Consider the following 16,672-nt stretch of genomic DNA (forward strand, 5'->3'; position numbering starts at 1 on the left):
CCGGGTTGGACGCCGCCCGCGCGATGAAATCCGCCGAAACCTTCGCCTTGTCATGCCCGTAAGGCACCAGATCCGCGTCCGATATCCCAAGCTTCGCCCCGATCGCCTGGATCGGCTCCTTGACCGCTTCACGCGCGATCTCAATATCCGTCTTGAATGCCATGATATAGGTTCCCTCTTGTCTGACATGTCCCATGCCCGGATTTTACGCGGAGCGTCGGGACAACCGTGGCTGTCTTTGAGGATCGCGAGTCACGCCCTCACCTGTTTTTCCTAGGAGTAAAGTATATTTCCTAAAGATCAAGGGTGAAATGCAGGGTCATTGTTTCACCAGACTGCGGGCACACCGATCACGAAAGGATGCAGGGCCACCAGAAGACCCGCGAGGAGAAGTCCCGCCAGCCCGCGCCTGAGGGAGAACGGTCCGGCCAGCCCGCGTCGCGGCAGCAGCGCGCGCCAGGTGTCCCTGCCCATTGTCCCCTGGCGGCGCCGGTCGATGAGACGCATCCCCAGCAGCGCGAAACAGGCGAAGCCGCCGAACATCAGCACATGCGCCAGATCGCCGTTGGGAACCAGGTGGCCCAGAGCCCAAAGCGCCAGCGCCGCCAGAACCGGATGCCGGGTCAGCCCGACGATCCCCGGATTGTCCGGATCGAACCTGTCGTCATGCGCGCCGCCGAAGGAGAACGGGTTGGGCCGGGCCAGCGCCAGAGCGAGAACGAGGCAGGCCAGGATCATCGCCGCGAGGGTCACATGGTTCTGCCAGCCCGCGCGCGGCCAAAGTTCGACGAAGGGCGCGCGCTGCGCGGCGCCGATCAGCCAGATCAGGATCGCGAGGGACAGCACGGAATAGGCGATACCGAATCCCGCGGCGCCGAGCCGCGCCACCAGCCAGGGCTTGACCGGCGGGCGCACGGGAATCGCGTGACTCAGCAGAAAGACCGTCCAGGCGGCGGCGTATTCACCCCATCCGCCCATGTCAGCGCCCCGGCCGTGGCCGGGTCAGGATCGGCCAGTAGATCAGCGCAAACCCGCCGAAGGCCACGATCCAGGCGCCCGCGGCCAGATGCAGCAGCCAGCCCTGCGCCGGAAACAGACCGGCGGCGAAACGGGCCAGAACCGACAGGATCAGGGCCAGATACAGCGTGGCGATTGCGCCGGTGGCCTGCAGCGGACGCCCGGCGTGGCCGAGGCTGGCGCGGGTCATGACCGCAAGCGTCATCAGCCCGACAGCTCCGGCCATCCAGACATGCTGCGCGGCCAGCGAGATCGTCGGCAGAAGAATCCCCGCCGCGACGGCTAGAAATCCCAGGGGGACGAAGGCGTATCCGGCATGCAGCACCCAGACCAGCGCTTCGGAGCGGGTCTGCGTGCCCGCCCAACGGGACAGCCGCCAGGACTGTGCGGCAGCGGCCAGGGCGCAGGCTGCGGCGGTCGCGGCATGATCCGGTCCCGTGACCCAGAGACCGAGCGCCAGCAGTGTCAGAAGCAGCACCGCCGCGTCGGCCTTTCCGGCGGCGGCGGGCAGGCCGTGGTGCGGGCGCTTCATCAGCCAGTTGCGGGTGAAGGCGGGCACGATGCGTCCGCCGATCAGGGCGATCAGCAGCACCGCCACCGCCAGGCCGAGCCGCAGGCCCGCCCCGACCGCCGGATAGCCGCCGCGCGCCGCGTCGAGGTGAAACAGCGCATTGGCCAGGGTCATTCCCAGGACCAGCGCCACGATCATCAGGTTCTTCCAGTTGCGCCCGGCGACGATCTCGCGCAGCAGCAGCGCCATCAGAGCAACGAAGAACGCCAGATCCGCGCCCATGACCAGGGTCCAGGGCAGGGTGGCGGAAACCGCCACGGCCAGCCGTCCCAGCAGCCAGAGTCCGGCCAGTCCCGCCAGCGGCGCTCCGGTCAGCGGCGCGCGCCCGGTCCAGTTCGGCACGGCGGTCAGGAGAAAGCCGGCGAGCACCGCGCCGAGATAGCCGAAGAGGAAGGCATGCGCATGCCAGGACACCGGGTCCAGGGCGGTCGGAAGGATATCGCGGCCGGTCAGCATCAGCACCCAGATCGCCATCGCCAGCGCCGCCCAGATCGCCCCCATCAGAAAGAAAGGGCGGAATCCGAGGCTGAGAAAGGCCGCGACCGGCCTTGGTCCGGTTTGGTTCCGCGCGGTCGCCATCATTTCGTCTCTGGTCGGTGAATCCCGGTTTCGGTGACGATCAGCTGCATCGGAACATCATGCGGCTGCGGATAGATCGTCGCAATGCGCGCGCTCTCCAGCCCGACGCCGATGGCGAGCGGGCGTGGCGACATGGCCGCGAGCGTCCGGTCGAAATACCCGCCGCCATACCCCAGCCGATAGCCGGCCGGGTCCCAGCCGACGACCGGGGACAGGGTGATATCGGGCAGGATGTCCGGGCCTTCGGCAGGCACCGGGATGTTCCAGACTTCGCGCACCATCGGGGTGTCTGGCGTCCAGGCGCGAAAGGTCAGCGGGCTGTCCTTGCGGGCCACCCGCGGCAGGGCCGCCCTGGCCCCGCGCGCCGCAAGCCCTGCCAGCCAGAACCGTAGGTCGAGCTCTGACTTGATCGGCCACCAGGCCGAGATCGTGACTCCGTCGAGGCCGCCCAGCCGCTCGGCCAGCGCGGCATCGAGATGCGCCGCGACCGCTTGTGCCGCGGCCTTGCGTGTCGCGACCGGCAGCGCGGACCGGTCGGACAGAAGCCGCAGCCGTTCCGCCTTGCGCCAGCGCGCCACATCCCGCGCCTGTTCGGGATCGACGGCCAGCGGATCGAAATAGGCCGGATCGATCTCGCGCGCCAGGCAGGCGGGCGAGGCCAGATCCCGCGGGTTTGGGCGATCACCGTTCATCGGGCGCGGCCTGATTCCCGGTGTGCCGGGGCGAGACGGAAAGGGCGGGAGACAGCATGGCAGAAGAATCCGGTTCGGGGCTTGCGCGAAAGATAAACCTGGGTAATAGGTATTGTAAATACCAATTGAGCGGGAGAGCGGGATTGCACCTCACGTCCTGCACCGGTTTCGGCCGGCGCGGCGGTCCACGCGCTCTGGAAAAAGGAGACGTTTCATGGATTTCCGGCTTCACCTCCGTGCCGCCCTCGGCGCGACCCGTTTGCGGGGCTAGGCGGCATGGAAACGGTCACTGTCACACCCGGCGGATTCGAGGTCGATGCGTCCATGCTGGCATCCGCCTTCGGACTGGACGAAGCGTCCGTGCGCGACAAGATGCGCGCGGGCGAGATCACCAGCCTGTGCGAGACAGGCATCGATTCGGATGCGGGCCGGTTCCGGCTGACGTTTCGCCATGGGACGCGCACCTTTCGGTTGACGGTGGATGATGCGGGCCGGGTGATCTCGCGGGCCCGGTTCGACGGGCGGTCGCCGGCGCGGGAATGACGCCCGGCGTCAGGATCTGGTCGCCGGGCGCGCGATATCGCCGAGGTCGAGCACGGGGGAGGCGTCGAGAGCTTCGGCCCCAAGCATGGCGGCCACCCGTTCCAGCGAGGCGACCAGCATGGACTGCTCCCAATCGGACAGGGCTTCGAACCGGCGGGCAAACTGCTGTTGCAGGGCGTCCGGCGCGGCGGCGACCGCGTCCCGTCCCTGACCGGTCATCACGATATGGGTCTGGCGGCGGTCGGTATCCGACTTCTGCCGCGACACCATGCCCTGTCCGACCAGCTTGTCCACCAGCGAGGTGACGGTCGCCTGCGAAATGCCCATCTGCCGCGAGATATCCTTGGCGGTGCAGTCCGCGCGTTCGGACACCACCTGCAACACGCGGAACTGCACCGCCGTCAGGCCGGCGGCCTGGGCCAGTTCCCGGCCGTAGATTTCCGTGGCGCGCAGAATCCTGCGCAATGCGATCAGGCAGGAATCGATGCGGTCCATGACGGTCTTTCGTTGCGTCGACGCCATGATGACATCACCTTTCCGCGCCGGCAAGCCGGCCGAACCAAATGCGTAGATTATCGAAATAAAAACCGGGGGCGTGACGCTCAAAGCTTCATGACTGGATGTTTTATGGCGGTCTTACATATATATTTTCGGTTCCATGTTGATTTCTCCCGATCATGTGTTACTTAGCTTTTCGAAGTTTATAGGAGAAGTTCAGTCCATGCCCCAGCCTGACCGGAAGACTTGTATCCCAGAGTTCGACCTGCGCAGGCCCGGCCCCGAAGATGGGGCCGCGATCTGGGAACTCGTGCGCGACTGCAAGCCGCTCGACGAGAATTCGATGTATTGCAACCTCATTCAGTGCGACCATTTCCGCGACACCTGCGTCCTTGCAGGAAGCCGGGGTGAAGCGGTCGGCTGGGTGTCGGCCTATTTCCTGCCCGACGATCCGACGACCCTGTTCGTCTGGCAGGTCGCGGTATCGGCTGCGGCCCGCGGCACCGGGCTTGGCGTCAGGATGATCGAGCATCTGCTGGGCCGCGCCGAATGCCGGGGGATCGAACAGCTTCAGACGACGATCACGTCGGATAACGACGCGTCCTGGGGCATGTTCCGCAAACTGGCGCGCGCGCGCGGCGGGGCGCTGAGCCATACCGCCCATTTCACCCGCGACGGCCATTTCGATGGCCGGCACGCGACCGAACACATGGTCACGATCGACCTGCCGGAGCGGTTGAAGAAAGCCGCCTGAGCGCGATGCTTCGCCCGTTCCTTTTCCAGACAATTCTGACAACAGGAGTTCCCATGTCGAGCGATACGACATCGCAAACCGCTATTTTCGAACGCCGCGAATCCGAAGCGCGCAGCTATTGCCGCGGGTTCAACCGGGTGTTCGAGACCGCCCGCGGGTCCGAGATCACGGATACCGGCGGCAACACCTTCATCGATTTCCTGGCCGGCTGTTCCTCGCTGAACTACGGTCACAACGACCCGGACATGAAGACCGCCCTGATCGCGCATATGATCGACGACGGGCTGACCCATGGTCTGGACCTGCACACCGACACCAAGGCCGAATTTCTTGACGCGTTCGAAACGCATATCCTGAAACCCCGCGACATGGACCACAAGGTCATGTTCACCGGCCCGACCGGGGCCAACGCCGTCGAGGCGGCGCTGAAACTGGCCCGCAAGGTGACGGGACGCAGCAATATCGTCGCCTTCACCAACGGCTTTCACGGTGTGACCATGGGGGCGCTTGCGGCGACGGGCAACGGGTATCACCGCGGCGGCGCACATGCCGAATTGTCAGGCGTGACGCGGCTGCCCTTTGACGGATACATGGGGCCGGAAACCGACACGGCGGACCTGCTCGAAGCGATGCTGGAGGACCGATCCAGCGGGCTGGACGCTCCGGCCGCGATCATCCTGGAAACCGTGCAGGGCGAAGGCGGGCTGAATGCCGCGCGTCCGGAATGGGTGAAACGGGTGGCCGAACTGGCGAAACGCCACGGCGCGCTGCTGATCATCGACGACATCCAGGCCGGTTGCGGACGCACCGGGACCTTCTTTTCGTTCGAAGAGATGGGCGTCATGCCCGATATCGTCACGATGGCGAAATCCGTGTCCGGTTTCGGCCTGCCGATGGCCCTGATGCTGGTGCGTCCGGAACACGACGTTTTCGGCCCGGCAGAACACAACGGGACGTTTCGCGGCAATACCCATGCCTTCGTGACCGCCCGCGTGGCGATCGAGAAATTCTGGTCCGACGATGCCTTTCAGGGCGAACTTGCCGAAAAGGCGGAAACCCTGAGCCGGGCGATGGCGGATCTCGCGGCGCTGATCCCCGGCGCGCGCCTGAAGGGGCGCGGGCTGATGCAGGGGGTCGATGTCGGGTCCGGCGAGATGGCGGGCGACATCTGCGCGCGCGCCTTCCACAAGGGCCTGATCATCGAGACCTCGGGATCGGACGACCAGGTGGTCAAGGTTCTCGCGCCGCTCACGACACCCGAAAAGACCTTTCGCAAAGGTTTGAACATCCTGCTGGACGCGGCCCGCGATGCCGCCGCCTCCGGCCGACTTGCAGCGGAGTAAGCGACATGATCGTCAGAGACCTCAACGAAATCATCAAGAACGACCCCGACCGCGTCGTCAGCGATGCCAGGTGGTCCTCCATCCGGATGCTGCTGGCGCAGGACAAGATGGGATTTTCCTTTCACGTCACCTTCCTTGAGGCCGGATCGGAGCACACGTTCGAATACAAGAACCACTTCGAAAGCGTCTATTGCATGCAGGGCAAGGGGTCGATCACCGACCTCGCGACCGGCGAAACGCACCGGATCAAGCCGGGCGTCATGTATGCGCTCAACGCCCATGACCGCCACATCCTGCGCGCCGAGGAGGAACTGGTCATGGCCTGCGTGTTCAACCCGCCCGTGACCGGATCCGAGGTGCATCGCGAAGACGGCTCCTATGCGTTGGAAGACGCCTGAGTCTTATGGAACAGAGGCCCGGCGCAGACTGCCGGGGAATGAGATCGTGACCCTTCCAAGACACACTGTCGAAAAGATCGGCGGCACGTCCATGAGCCGTCTGAACGAACTCCGCGACACGCTGTTCATCGGCGCACGCGCGGGCGAGGACCTCTATCGCCGCATTTTCGTGGTGTCCGCCTTCGGCGGCATCACCGACCTGCTGCTGGAGCACAAGAAATCCGGCGCGCCGGGCGTCTATGCGTTGTTCGCCAATGACGACAACGACCACGGCTGGCTCGACGCCCTGACCGGTGTCGGGGCCGCCATGAACGAGGCGCATCGCGCGGTGCTGGCGCATCCGGCAGACCTGACGGCGGCGGATGAATTCGTCCGCGAGCGCATCGAAGGCGCGCGGTCCTGCCTGTTCGACCTGCAAAGGCTGTGCTCCTACGGGCATTTCCGCCTGTCCAGCCACATGCTGGTGATCCGGGAACTGCTCAGCGGGCTGGGGGAGGCGCATTCCGGTTTCGTCACCACGCTGATGTTGCAGCGCGCCGGGCTGGCGGCGCGGTTCATCGACCTCAGCGGCTGGCGCGACGAACGCGAACACACGCTCGCCGAACGCATCGCCGCCGGGCTGGACCAGGTCGACCTGACCTGCGAACTGCCTGTGGTGACGGGGTATGCCCAGTGCAGCGCCGGGCTGATGCGGGAATTCGACCGCGGCTATTCCGAAGTCACCTTCGCCAATATCGCCGCGCAGACCGGCGCCGCCGAAGCGATCATCCACAAGGAATTCCACCTGTCTTCCGCCGATCCAAAGCTGGTGGGCGAAGACGCCGTGCGCAAGCTGGGCCATACCAATTACGACGTGGCCGACCAGCTGTCCAACACCGGGATGGAGGCGATCCACCCGAAGGCGGCCAAGGTGCTGCGCCAGGCGGATATCGTGCTGCGCGTGACCAACGCCTTTGAATCCGACGATCCGGGCACCCTGATCGACGACCGTGAGGCGGAGGTTCCGGGCGTCGAGATCGTCACCGGACTGAATGTCGTGGCGCTGGAACTGTTCGAACAGGACATGGTCGGGGTCAAGGGGTATGACGGGGCCATCCTCGATGCGCTCGGCCGCCACAAGGTGCGGATCGTGTCAAAGACGTCGAACGCCAACACGATCACCCATTATGTCGAGGCGTCGCTGAAGACCGTGCGCCGGGTGGTGCGGGACCTCGAAGGCGTCTATCCGTCCGCCGACATCGGCGCGCGCACCCTGTGCATCGTGTCGGCCATCGGGCGCGACCTGACCGGCACCAGGGCGCTGTCGCGCGGCCTGGAGGCGATGGACGCCGCCGGGCTGTCGGTGATCGCGGCGCATCAGACGCCCCGCAATGTCGATGTGCAGTTCGTTCTGGCCGCAGATGACAAGACCGCTGCCATAACGGCGCTGCATCGGGCCTTGATCCCGCCTCCGCAAGCCGGGACAGGCGCGGCAAAACCGCTGAAAGCCGCCTGATTTTCCCAATCCGGATTCAGGACATGGCCCGCGCCGTCGCGGCGGCGGAACGAACGCTGCGCGGGTCAGGCGGTCGTGGCGCCACGCAGGCCGATCAGGTGGTTGTCCCATGCCCGGTCAAAGGCGGCGAGCGGGCGAAGACGTCCCGACGACAGTTCCATCAGGCCGCCAAGCCCGTCGGTGGTCAGGAATCCGCCGCTGCCGATCCTGCCGATGCCGCAGACATCGGCCCGCGCCAGCAGGTCGATGAAGGCGCCGGAGCGGTCGAAGATCGCGATGCTGCCGCCCTTCGGGCAGGTGATCGCGACCTGTGCGCCATCGCCGCTGAAGGACACGCTGCCGGCGTAGTTCGCCAGGCGCGGGGCCAGCGCGTCGGGCACAGCACACAGGCGCGGCGCGCTTCCGGGCCGATGCAGGCCCAGCAGCGGCGGGCGGATGGCGCGATCGTGTTCCCACTGCATGGCGAAGGCGACCTGCCTGTCCGGATGGGCGGCAATATGGCGTATGGAATTGCCGCGCAGCTCCGGCGGCAGGTCGACACGGTCCAGCAACTCGCCATCGGCGGTCATGTAGCTGAGGTTCGGGCGCATGGTGTCGAGATTGAGTTTCGTGCGCCCGTCGCCGCCCCCTTCGACGATGCCGCCATTCGCGATCACGAGGATGTCGCGGCCGGGAAGACGCAGCAGTTCATGCGGGCCGATTCCGCCGGAGGCAAAGCCGCCGACGCGGTCATAGCCATCGGAGCGCCGCCAGAGCCCGACCCCGCCCAGGCCGGTGACGGAGTCGATTTCCGCGGTGAACAGGGTTCGCCCATCGGCGGAAAAGGCGCCATGGCCGCTGAAATGATGACCGCCGGGAGCGGTCAGGCGCTGAATGACCGTGCCATGGACGCAATCGATCACCAGCGCATGGGTGCCGGGCCGGCGGGCGAAGGTGACGGCCTCGGGACGAACCGGATGACCGGCGCCGGCGTGGCCGCGCGCGGGCAGGGGGATGCGAAACGTCACCTGCCCCCGGGCGGTCAGGCCGAACAGGGCAAAGCCGCCGTCCGGCTCTTTCGCGGCGGCGAGAAATTCGGGCGACCCGGCATCCGCCCAGGTCAGCGAGGGGGCCGCGGCGGCGGCGGCGAGGGATGCGAGGAAACCGCGGCGGGTGGTCATGTCAGTCGCCGTCCGCCGAATTGAAGCCGGCGGAGACGCCGAGCGACGGCCCGATCTCTTCCAGGACGGCGTCGCGCGCGGCGCGCACCGCCTGTTGCACGACCTCGACCCGCAGCCGGCCGGACGGTTCCGCCACCCCGGCCAGCGCCGGGTCGCCGAGCCTTTCGGCCAGCCCGATCGCCCGCGCGAAGGCGGCGTCGGTTTGCGGTGTCGCGGCGTCGGTCAGTTCGCGCGCCAGACCGGACAGCGCCTGAAGCGACAGGATCACGTTGCGCTGGCTGCGCCCGGAACGCCAGCTTTCGGCGCGGGTCGGGCGCGGGCGCTCGAATGTGCCCATCGGGCGGCCGAGCCGCTGGTCCGCGGTGAATTCCAGCCCGGTCGTCAGGGCGGTGAACAGCGCCTGCCGGGCTTCCCGTTCGCCAAGGTAGACCGTGTTGTCCGGCGCTCCGGCGGTTCGCAGGGTCCGGGCATAGCCGCTGCGCCAAGCGTCGTCGATCTGTTCCGCCAAGGCCGCGAGATCGGCGGTCAGGGCGCGCATCAGGGCGCACCCATAGGCACCGGACCCGGCGAAGCGGTCATCATAAAGCAGGTATTCCAGCGCATGAAGTCCGCGCGCCGCCACCGAAAGCTCCGCTGCCCCCTGCGGATCGTCGATGATCCGGTCCTGATCGCCGATCAGCGCCGTCAGCGCCCTGGGCGTTGCGCCGCGTTCATCGGGCCAGAAGGCGACGGCGACGGACCGGCCGTCCTGTTCCACCGGGCCGAAAGTCAGGTGGCTGACGCCAAGCCAGGCATCGAAGGTTTCGTTCCAGGCCGGGCGCAGCGCATCGGAACCGCAGTCGCGGACGGCGGTGTCGCGCAACCCGGCGGCGGTTTCGGAAAAGGCCGCGTAGCCCGGCAGGATGTGATCGTCGATCACCGCATCGACCTGGGCGGCGGCGGGCGCGGCGGTCAGCATGGCGAGAAAAATTGCAAGCCGCTTCATAGGGACTCCAGGTAGCGTATCAGCGCGGCGCGGTCTTCGGGCGGCATGTCCACCACGGCATCGCGCTGCGCCCGGGCTTCGCCGCCATGCCAGAGCACGGCTTCGAGCAGCGAACGGGCGCGCCCGTCGTGCAGGAAATAGCTGTGCCCGGACACGGTTTCGGTCAGCCCGATGCCCCACAGCGGGGGCGTGCGCCATTCCCGCCCGTCGGCCCGGCCCTCGGGCCGGTTGTCGGCCAGGCCCGGCCCCATGTCGTGCAGCAGGAGGTCGGTATAGGGCCAGATCAGCTGAAAGCTCTGCTCGGGCTGATCGGCCAGCCTGCTGGTGACGTATTTCGGCGTGTGGCAGGCGGGGCAGCCGACGCCGTAGAATATCTCCTTGCCGCGCAGAACCTGCGTGTCGCCCACGTCCCGCCGTTCCGGCACCGCGAGGTTGCGCGCGTAGAACGTGACCAGATCCAGCCCTTCGGCGCCGATCTCGGTGTTCTCGGGGGTGCCGCTGCTGCCGTCCGGGGCGGTCCGGCAGGTGGTCTGGAATTCGGTGCAATCGCCCCAGCCGGCCCCGAAGACCGGCGACGAGATCCCGATATCCCCGGCAAAGGCGCTGGCGGATTGTTCGCGGATCGTCGGCGACCCTGCCTTGAGGCCGAAGCGCCCAAGCATCGGGCGCGCGTGTTCGAAGGACCAGACGATCTGCGCCCGGCCGGAAACGCCGTCGCCATCGGCGTCGGCGGGGTCTTCGCGGGCCAGGATGTCCTGCGCGTCGATGGCTTCCAGCAGGCCGAGGCCAATCATCTGCGGCGCGACGCGCGGGCTGAGCATGGCGTCCGGACCCAATGGCCCATAGCCCAGGTCGGCCGCCCGATAGCGGGGTTTCCGGAGCGACGCCGTTTCGCCGCCAGACAGCGGTACCTCGATCTCTTCGTAGGCGATGTCCAGCCGGTATTCGGCATCGTGTCCCTGAATCGCGAAATCCTGCAACTGCCCGCCATAGACCGGGTCCGGCGCCGTCCTTGGCGTTTCATCGCCGAGACTGAGCAGGAAGGCTTCGATTTCGGTCGTTCCGGCGGCCGCCGTGGCGGGAACAGAGATCCTCAGGAACATCGAAACCGCATCGTCATCCGGGCTTTCCGGCGGATGGCCGCGCCCGTCCTTCAGGTGGCAGTTCTGGCAGCCGCGCGCGTTGAACAGCGGCCCGAGCCCGTCCGACACCAGCGTCGAGGAGGGCGATGACACCCAGAGCTTGCGGAAGAGACCGTTGCCGACCTTGAAATCCAATTCGCGTTCGAAAGGCATGTTGGCGGAGGGTTGCGAGAAGGCATCGGTATTGTCGCGCGCCCGCACCGTTGCCGCCCCGCCGGCATTCGCCTCGAACGGCTCGGGCGCGGAAAAATCCGCGGCCGGGGCGGTCACCGCGGCGATGCGGCCGGATTCGGCGGCGGTGCGGGCAACCACTTCCAGATGCGGCCGGGTCAGGTCGACCTTCCCGCCCGCATGTCCCGGCAGCGCAAGACCGGCCAGGCCGAGAGCCGCGATCAGGCCGGCCATGGGTCGCGGATGTCCTGCCATGCCGGTCTCTTGGTGCGTCCTAGTCGGCCTGATCGGCCGAAGAGGCGTTCAGCAGGCCATAGCCGCTTTCGCCCAGGGTGTCGAAAAGTTCGATCTGGGTTTCCAGGAAGTCGATATGACCTTCCTCGTCCGCGATCAGTTCCTCGAACAGGCTCTTGCTGACATAGTCCTCGACCTTGTCGCAATGGTTGCGCGCTTCGATATAGAGATTGCGCGCGTCATGTTCGGCGGCGAGATCGCAGTCGAGCGTTTCGCGCAGGGTCTGGCCAATGCGCAGCGAATCCAGCTTTTGCAGGTTGGGGTGCCCTTCCAGAAAGATGATCCGTTCGATCAGCTTGTCCGCATGGTGCATCTCTTCGATGCTTTCGGCCCGGGATTTCGCGGCGATCTTGCCGAAACCCCAGTCTTCCTGAAGCCGGTAATGCAGCCAGTACTGGCTGACGGCAGTCAGTTCGCTCCGCAACGCACTGTTGAGATATTCAATAACCTTGGTATCGCCCTTCATTGGATTTGTCCTGTGTAGATCGACGGCGCAGGCCGCGCAGTTGCATGGGGACCTTCAGGCTAGGGCTTGACTGCATGGTGTCAAGGAATAGCTGGAGGCATCCGCCGCAATCCGCCCGCTTGCCAAGAGCGCGGTAGATCTTGCCGGGGGTGATGACCGTCTGCTGGTCGGCGGCGCGCATCCATTCGACCGCCGCGCGGATCTCGTGATCGGTGATGGTGTTGCAATGGCAAACGATCATTGCGCCTTCCTCGCGGAGCAGCAGCCGGGACGGCGGATCATTGGAACACCGCGTTCGGGTCGTCGAGACTGTCCGATCCTTCGACCGCGATCCCGCCGAGATCCAGCGCCGCGACGGCGCGTTCGATCGACCGGGTCTGCGTGACCAGCGCCTCCACCGCGCCCATGATCAGCGCTTCGCCTTCGGCGTTGCCGCGGCCCAGCATCATGTCATAGGCCATGCCCTGGTCCGCCGCGTTGCGGATCGCCTCCAGCGCCGCCACGGACGCGTCGAGTTCGGCGCGCAGCCGGGCGTCGGTTTCGGGATCGGCCGCGGCAACCAGGTCCGACAGCGACGGGCCGGACACGACCGTGCCGTCCGGGCGGGTGTAGCGGCCGGCATAGACGTTGCGGATGCCCAGACCGTCGTAGTAATGGCTGGCATGGGTGTTGTCGGAAAAGCAGTCGTGTTCTTCCTCCGGATCGTTCAGCAACACGCCCAGCTTCATCCGTTCCCCCGCCAGTTCGCCGTAGGACAGCGACCCCATGCCGGTGAGAATGGCCGATATGCCCTTTGTCTCGTCGCCCAGCAGCGTTTCCCGCGCCGCTCCGTCACTGGCCCAGGCGCTGGCCATGTAGCCCAGATCCTCTATCAGGAGTCCGGTCGCGACGCGCAGATAGGCGGCCCGCCGGTCGCAATTGCCGTTCGTGCAAGCCTCGCCGGTGGAAAAATCCGTCCACGGGCGGTCGCCGGCGCCGGCGGCGGTTCCGTTCAGGTCCTGGCCCCAGAGCAGGAATTCGATCGCGTGATATCCTGTCGCGACATTGGCCTCGACCCCGTCCGCTTCCTGCAGGACGTCGCGCAATAGGGCCGGGGTGATTTCCGTGGCGTCGATTTTCCGGCCCGACAATGTGAAGACCGGGTTGGCAACGACATTCAGCGCCGCGTAATCATTCGCATCCGTTGCGCCGCCATAGCTCGGGTCCACATAGTCGATCAGGCCCTCGTCCAGCGGCCAGGCGTTCACCCGGCCTTCCCAGTCATCGACGATGGCGTTGCCGAAGCGGAAGACCTCGGTCTGCATATAGGGGACACGGGCGTCGCGCCAGGCCGCGCGGGCGGCGTCCAGCCCCTCCGGAGACGGTTCCTGAAGGAAGGCCGCGACCGCATCCTGAAGGCGGTGGGCGGCTGTCAGACTGTCCGCATAACCGGCTTCCGCGATATCCGCGTAGGTGTCCAGCACCTCGCGCGGCTCGGCGGCCAGGGTCATGGTCGCGGTCAGGATGCAGGATGCGGTCGTGGCGGTCAGCAGGCGCATGGACACTCCGTTTTGGCGGCAAATGGCTCTCTGGCTGGTCGTTTCCGTATTTCTTACTATTATTATCGGAAATAGCAACCCCGAACTTCGCCCCGATCCCACCGGCTGCAACCGGAGCGGCCGTCCCTTGCGTCATTGCCGGTCAGGGGTCCGTCAGGGCCGGCACCGGCAGCGTCACGATGGCGCACAACCCGCCCGTGTCGCGATTCGTCAACGCGATCTGACCGCCATGGGCGCTGACGATGGCCTGGGCGATGGACAGGCCAAGCCCGGCGCCTCCGGTTTCCGGATTGCGGCTGTCCTCGCCCCGGACGAAAGGGTCGAACACCGACTTCAGCCGTTCGGGCGGGATGCCGGGGCCGGAATCCTCGATCCGGATCACCGCCGCGCCGGCCTCGCGGCCCAGCGTTACCGTGGCCTGCCCGCCATAGCGGATCGCGTTGTCGACGAGATTCCCGATGGCCCGTTTCAGGGCGACGGGCCGCGCCGACACCGTGGCCCCGGCGTCGGTCCGCAGCGTCGCGCCGCGATCTTCGCAGAGCGGCCCCAGCAGCGCCGCAAGATCGACCGGCTGCATTTCCTCGGCGTCGCCCGCGCCCTTGGCATAGGCGATCAGCCCGTCAGCCATCACCGTCATCTCGTCCAGGGTGCGGACGATCGGTTCCGCCTCGGCCGCGTCCAGCAGTTCGGCGCGGATCCGCAGCGAGGTGATCGGCGTGCGCAGGTCGTGGCCGACGGCGGCGAGCACCCGCATCCGTTCCGCGTCGAACCGGCCGATCCGGGTCTGCATGTCGTTGAAAGCGGCGGCGGCGGCGCGCATTTCGCGCGCACCGTCTTCGGGAACCCGTGCGCTGCGGTCGCCGCGCCCGGCGGCGGCGGCGGCGGCGGCCAGCTGGCCGAGCGGACGGGTCAGCCGGCGCACGAAAAGGACGCCGACCCCCAGGACCGAAACCAGCGACAGGCCGAGCACCATGAAGAACACCTCTTCCCGGACGCCTGGCGGGGGCCGCCGGTTGCCGCGCGCGACCACGTTCAGCCATTGCGGCGCCCTCGTGGCGGTCTCCGGCCCGGCCAGCAAGACCGAAACCGCGATGGTTTCGCCGCCTTCATGCCGGTCCGGCCGTCCGGTCACACCCCGGACAAAGATGGCCCCCCGCACCGTCCGGCCGGGAAATTCCTCGGACAGCCGTTGCGTCAGCCCGCGCGACCGCGGAGCGGAGGGTATGTCCTTCACGATCGGGGACGATTCGACCGAGACGCGGGAAAAGCGGGTCGAGGCCTCCCTGGCGATCGCCTTTCGGCGGGCCGGATCGGCGGCTTCGATGGCCGGGAGCAGCGACACGATCCGTTCGATCTCGCGGCCTTCGCGGGCGGCCCGGTCGAGCCGGTCGCGTTCAAAGGACAGGAGGCCCAACGCCACGAGATTCGCCGCCACCAGCGCAACGCCAAGCAGCAGCACGAATTGCCCGGCGAGGCTAGACGGCAGGTATCGGCGCAGCCCGGTCACAGCTGTTCCACATCGGCTGCAAGCATGTAGCCGCCGCCCCATTCGGTGACGATCAGGCGCGGGGAGCCGGGGTCTTTCTCGATCTTGCGCCGCAGACGGCTGATCGTGTTGTCGACGGCCCGGTCATAGGCCTTGGCATCGCGCCCCGCGGTCAGGTCCAGAAGCCGCGCCCGGCTCAGCACGGTGCGGGGATGATCCAGCAGCACGCCCAGCAGGCGGCTTTCCCCCGAGGTGAGGCCGACGGTTTCGCCGCTGCCGGAGGACAGGCTGTGCGCCGCCGCGTCGTGTTCCCAGCCGGCGAAGCGGCGGCGTCCGGTCGGCACCGGAAGCTCCGGCGGCGGCACCCGGCGCAGAACCGCGCGGATGCGGGCGAGGAGTTCGCGCGGATTGAACGGCTTGACGATATAGTCGTCGGCGCCAAGTTCCAGCCCAACGATCCGGTCGGTTTCATCCGCCATCGCGGTCAGCAGGATCACCGGCGGCCCGCCCCGCGCGACCAGCGCGCGGCACAGGCTCAGCCCGTCCTCGCCCGGCATCATGATGTCGAGCACGACCAGATGGATCACCGCTTCGTCCAGAATGCGCCGCGCCTCGGCCGCGCCGGTGGCAAGCTGGGTGCGCAGGCCCTGCTTGCGAAGATACTGGCCGAGCGGCTCGCGGATGTCACGGGCGTCATCGACGATCAGGATCTGGAATTCTGTGGTATCGGACACCGGTTGCTCCTGCGGAAAACGGCCTTGCCGCATGTCATCTAATGGTCTGCGTGACCACATGACCAGATGCCGGGCGGCACCGGGTGGAAAAGTTTGTCGCAAATTGTGTCAGCCCCGCGGGTTGCGACAGGTGGCGACAAAACCGGTGTCGCACCGACAAACCTTTCGGGCAAAGGATTGCTACATCCCTGTCATCGGGGCGGGTCGCCCTGCATGATGATAACCGAAAGGAACCTGAAATGACTTCCCGCAAACTGCTGACCACCGCTTTTCTCGCAACCGCTCTCGTCGCCGGCGGCGTCATGATTGCCGGGGCGCAAGAAACGATGAACAAGCCCGATTCGCAGCCGAAATCGGAGCATCGGGCCGATTTCCGCCATGGCGACCGTGGGCATGGCCGCGGCGGCCATGGTGGCCACCACAGGGGCGGCCCGGAAATGTTCCGCACGCTCTTCATGCAGGTTGACGCCGATGGCGACGGATCCGTCACCCAGGTGGAAATCGACACCTTCCGCGCCGCCAAGGTCGGCGAGGCCGACACCTCCGGCGACGGCGCGCTGTCGATCGAGGAATTCGACACGCTTTACCGCGAGTTCACCCGGTCGCGGATGGTGGACGCCTTCCAGGATCTCGACGCCGATGGCGACGGCGTGATCAGCGCCGCCGAGATGGACAGCCGGTTTGGCGACATCGTCGAGCGGATGGACCGCGACGATGACGGCGCGCTGACGCTCAAGCGCGGCCGCCGCGGCTGATGCGCCAGGGCGCGGGCGGCGTTTCGGGGCCGCCCGCGCCTTGCCGGCGAT

At 66.9% G+C, this 16,672-nt stretch carries 19 protein-coding genes; 6 read left to right on the forward strand and 13 right to left on the reverse strand.

The window, feature by feature from the left end; translation table 11 throughout:
* The 4 genes from QO034_RS15915 to QO034_RS15930 form a co-directional block, all read right to left on the reverse strand.
* The coding region (locus QO034_RS15915) for a formate--tetrahydrofolate ligase (RefSeq protein ID WP_284486590.1) at positions 1-163 on the reverse strand (163 nt) is incomplete at its 3' end.
* 164 nt (positions 164-327) lie between these two features.
* Positions 328-978, reverse strand: a complete 651-nt coding sequence (locus tag QO034_RS15920; protein WP_284486517.1) for an NnrU family protein — start codon at positions 976-978, stop codon at positions 328-330.
* A 1-nt stretch (position 979) separates the two neighbouring features.
* Positions 980-2,170 carry an NnrS family protein gene (locus tag QO034_RS15925; RefSeq protein WP_284486518.1) on the reverse strand — a complete coding sequence of 397 codons (1,191 nt, stop codon included), beginning with the start codon at positions 2,168-2,170 and terminating at the stop codon, positions 980-982.
* The gene (locus QO034_RS15930) at positions 2,167-2,859 is read right to left on the reverse strand and encodes a 5-formyltetrahydrofolate cyclo-ligase (RefSeq protein ID WP_284486519.1); all 693 of its coding nucleotides are present in this window, start codon (positions 2,857-2,859) and stop codon (positions 2,167-2,169) included. Before QO034_RS15930 ends, QO034_RS15925 begins: the two co-directional genes overlap by 4 nt.
* Positions 2,860-3,135: 276 nt before the next feature.
* Here QO034_RS15930 and QO034_RS15935 point away from each other — a divergent pair, with 276 nt between their 5' ends.
* Positions 3,136-3,402, forward strand: coding sequence for a DUF6522 family protein (locus tag QO034_RS15935; RefSeq protein ID WP_284486520.1), 267 nt, complete (start codon positions 3,136-3,138; stop codon positions 3,400-3,402).
* Between the two features lie 9 nt (positions 3,403-3,411).
* Here QO034_RS15935 and QO034_RS15940 read toward each other — a convergent pair whose 3' ends face one another.
* Entirely contained in the window at positions 3,412-3,897 is a 486-nt protein-coding gene (locus tag QO034_RS15940) for a MarR family winged helix-turn-helix transcriptional regulator (protein ID WP_284486591.1), read from the reverse strand.
* Positions 3,898-4,123: 226 nt separating this feature from the next.
* On the opposite strand from QO034_RS15940, the gene ectA reads away from it, so the two are divergent.
* From ectA to QO034_RS15960, 4 genes are read left to right on the forward strand one after another with little or no spacing between them, the layout of a single operon-like run.
* A complete protein-coding gene (gene ectA, locus QO034_RS15945; RefSeq protein ID WP_284486521.1) occupies positions 4,124-4,654 on the forward strand; it encodes a diaminobutyrate acetyltransferase in 531 nt (176 codons plus the stop codon).
* A 53-nt stretch (positions 4,655-4,707) separates the two neighbouring features.
* Positions 4,708-5,997: a diaminobutyrate--2-oxoglutarate transaminase gene (gene ectB / locus QO034_RS15950; RefSeq protein WP_284486522.1), complete on the forward strand. Its 1,290-nt coding sequence runs from the start codon at positions 4,708-4,710 to the stop codon at positions 5,995-5,997.
* 5 nt (positions 5,998-6,002) lie between these two features.
* Complete coding sequence (locus QO034_RS15955; RefSeq protein WP_284486523.1) at positions 6,003-6,395, forward strand: ectoine synthase; 393 nt, start codon at positions 6,003-6,005, stop codon at positions 6,393-6,395.
* 46 nt (positions 6,396-6,441) lie between these two features.
* Positions 6,442-7,890 (forward strand): aspartate kinase, encoded by a 1,449-nt coding sequence (locus QO034_RS15960; protein ID WP_284486524.1) that lies wholly within the window; start codon positions 6,442-6,444, stop codon positions 7,888-7,890.
* A 65-nt stretch (positions 7,891-7,955) separates the two neighbouring features.
* Here the strand turns inward: QO034_RS15960 and QO034_RS15965 are convergent, their stop codons facing one another.
* From QO034_RS15965 to QO034_RS16000, 8 genes are all read right to left on the reverse strand, one after another.
* Entirely contained in the window at positions 7,956-9,050 is a 1,095-nt protein-coding gene (locus QO034_RS15965; RefSeq protein ID WP_284486525.1) for a DUF1513 domain-containing protein, read from the reverse strand.
* A gap of 1 nt (position 9,051) precedes the next feature.
* On the reverse strand, positions 9,052-10,035 hold the full coding sequence (locus tag QO034_RS15970; protein ID WP_284486526.1) for an imelysin family protein: 984 nt from the start codon (positions 10,033-10,035) through the stop codon (positions 9,052-9,054).
* On the reverse strand, positions 10,032-11,603 hold the full coding sequence (locus QO034_RS15975; RefSeq protein WP_284486527.1) for a di-heme oxidoreductase family protein: 1,572 nt from the start codon (positions 11,601-11,603) through the stop codon (positions 10,032-10,034). Before QO034_RS15975 ends, QO034_RS15970 begins: the two co-directional genes overlap by 4 nt.
* A gap of 19 nt (positions 11,604-11,622) precedes the next feature.
* Positions 11,623-12,108 (reverse strand): bacterioferritin, encoded by a 486-nt coding sequence (gene bfr / locus QO034_RS15980; RefSeq protein ID WP_284486528.1) that lies wholly within the window; start codon positions 12,106-12,108, stop codon positions 11,623-11,625.
* Positions 12,083-12,349: a (2Fe-2S)-binding protein gene (locus tag QO034_RS15985; RefSeq protein ID WP_284486529.1), complete on the reverse strand. Its 267-nt coding sequence runs from the start codon at positions 12,347-12,349 to the stop codon at positions 12,083-12,085. The genes bfr and QO034_RS15985 overlap by 26 nt, the downstream gene beginning before the upstream one ends.
* Before the next feature lie 37 nt (positions 12,350-12,386).
* A complete protein-coding gene (locus tag QO034_RS15990; protein ID WP_284486530.1) occupies positions 12,387-13,646 on the reverse strand; it encodes an imelysin family protein in 1,260 nt (419 codons plus the stop codon).
* A 142-nt stretch (positions 13,647-13,788) separates the two neighbouring features.
* On the reverse strand, positions 13,789-15,153 hold the full coding sequence (locus QO034_RS15995) for an ATP-binding protein (protein WP_284486531.1): 1,365 nt from the start codon (positions 15,151-15,153) through the stop codon (positions 13,789-13,791).
* The gene (locus QO034_RS16000) at positions 15,150-15,866 is read right to left on the reverse strand and encodes a response regulator (RefSeq protein WP_284486532.1); all 717 of its coding nucleotides are present in this window, start codon (positions 15,864-15,866) and stop codon (positions 15,150-15,152) included. Before QO034_RS16000 ends, QO034_RS15995 begins: the two co-directional genes overlap by 4 nt.
* A 239-nt stretch (positions 15,867-16,105) precedes the next feature.
* Between QO034_RS16000 and QO034_RS16005 the strand changes: the two genes are divergently transcribed.
* Entirely contained in the window at positions 16,106-16,621 is a 516-nt protein-coding gene (locus QO034_RS16005) for an EF-hand domain-containing protein (RefSeq protein WP_284486533.1), read from the forward strand.
* The last annotated feature ends 51 nt before the right edge of the window (positions 16,622-16,672 follow it).

It is taken from the genome of Sedimentitalea xiamensis (assembly GCF_030164465.1).
GTDB classification, from domain to species: Bacteria; Pseudomonadota; Alphaproteobacteria; order Rhodobacterales; family Rhodobacteraceae; genus Sedimentitalea; species Sedimentitalea xiamensis.

Coding starts and splice junctions, on each gene's coding strand:
- QO034_RS15920 (WP_284486517.1), bottom strand. CDS start 978: ATGGGCGGATGGGGTGAATACGCCGCCGCCTGGACGGTCTTTCTGCTG.
- QO034_RS15925 (WP_284486518.1), bottom strand. CDS start 2,170: ATGATGGCGACCGCGCGGAACCAAACCGGACCAAGGCCGGTCGCGGCC.
- QO034_RS15930 (WP_284486519.1), bottom strand. CDS start 2,859: ATGAACGGTGATCGCCCAAACCCGCGGGATCTGGCCTCGCCCGCCTGC.
- QO034_RS15935 (WP_284486520.1), top strand. CDS start 3,136: ATGGAAACGGTCACTGTCACACCCGGCGGATTCGAGGTCGATGCGTCC.
- QO034_RS15940 (WP_284486591.1), bottom strand. CDS start 3,897: ATGGACCGCATCGATTCCTGCCTGATCGCATTGCGCAGGATTCTGCGC.
- ectA (WP_284486521.1), top strand. CDS start 4,124: ATGCCCCAGCCTGACCGGAAGACTTGTATCCCAGAGTTCGACCTGCGC.
- ectB (WP_284486522.1), top strand. CDS start 4,708: ATGTCGAGCGATACGACATCGCAAACCGCTATTTTCGAACGCCGCGAA.
- QO034_RS15955 (WP_284486523.1), top strand. CDS start 6,003: ATGATCGTCAGAGACCTCAACGAAATCATCAAGAACGACCCCGACCGC.
- QO034_RS15965 (WP_284486525.1), bottom strand. CDS start 9,050: ATGACCACCCGCCGCGGTTTCCTCGCATCCCTCGCCGCCGCCGCCGCG.
- QO034_RS15970 (WP_284486526.1), bottom strand. CDS start 10,035: ATGAAGCGGCTTGCAATTTTTCTCGCCATGCTGACCGCCGCGCCCGCC.
- QO034_RS15975 (WP_284486527.1), bottom strand. CDS start 11,603: ATGGCAGGACATCCGCGACCCATGGCCGGCCTGATCGCGGCTCTCGGC.
- bfr (WP_284486528.1), bottom strand. CDS start 12,108: ATGAAGGGCGATACCAAGGTTATTGAATATCTCAACAGTGCGTTGCGG.
- QO034_RS15985 (WP_284486529.1), bottom strand. CDS start 12,349: ATGATCGTTTGCCATTGCAACACCATCACCGATCACGAGATCCGCGCG.
- QO034_RS15990 (WP_284486530.1), bottom strand. CDS start 13,646: ATGCGCCTGCTGACCGCCACGACCGCATCCTGCATCCTGACCGCGACC.
- QO034_RS16005 (WP_284486533.1), top strand. CDS start 16,106: ATGACTTCCCGCAAACTGCTGACCACCGCTTTTCTCGCAACCGCTCTC.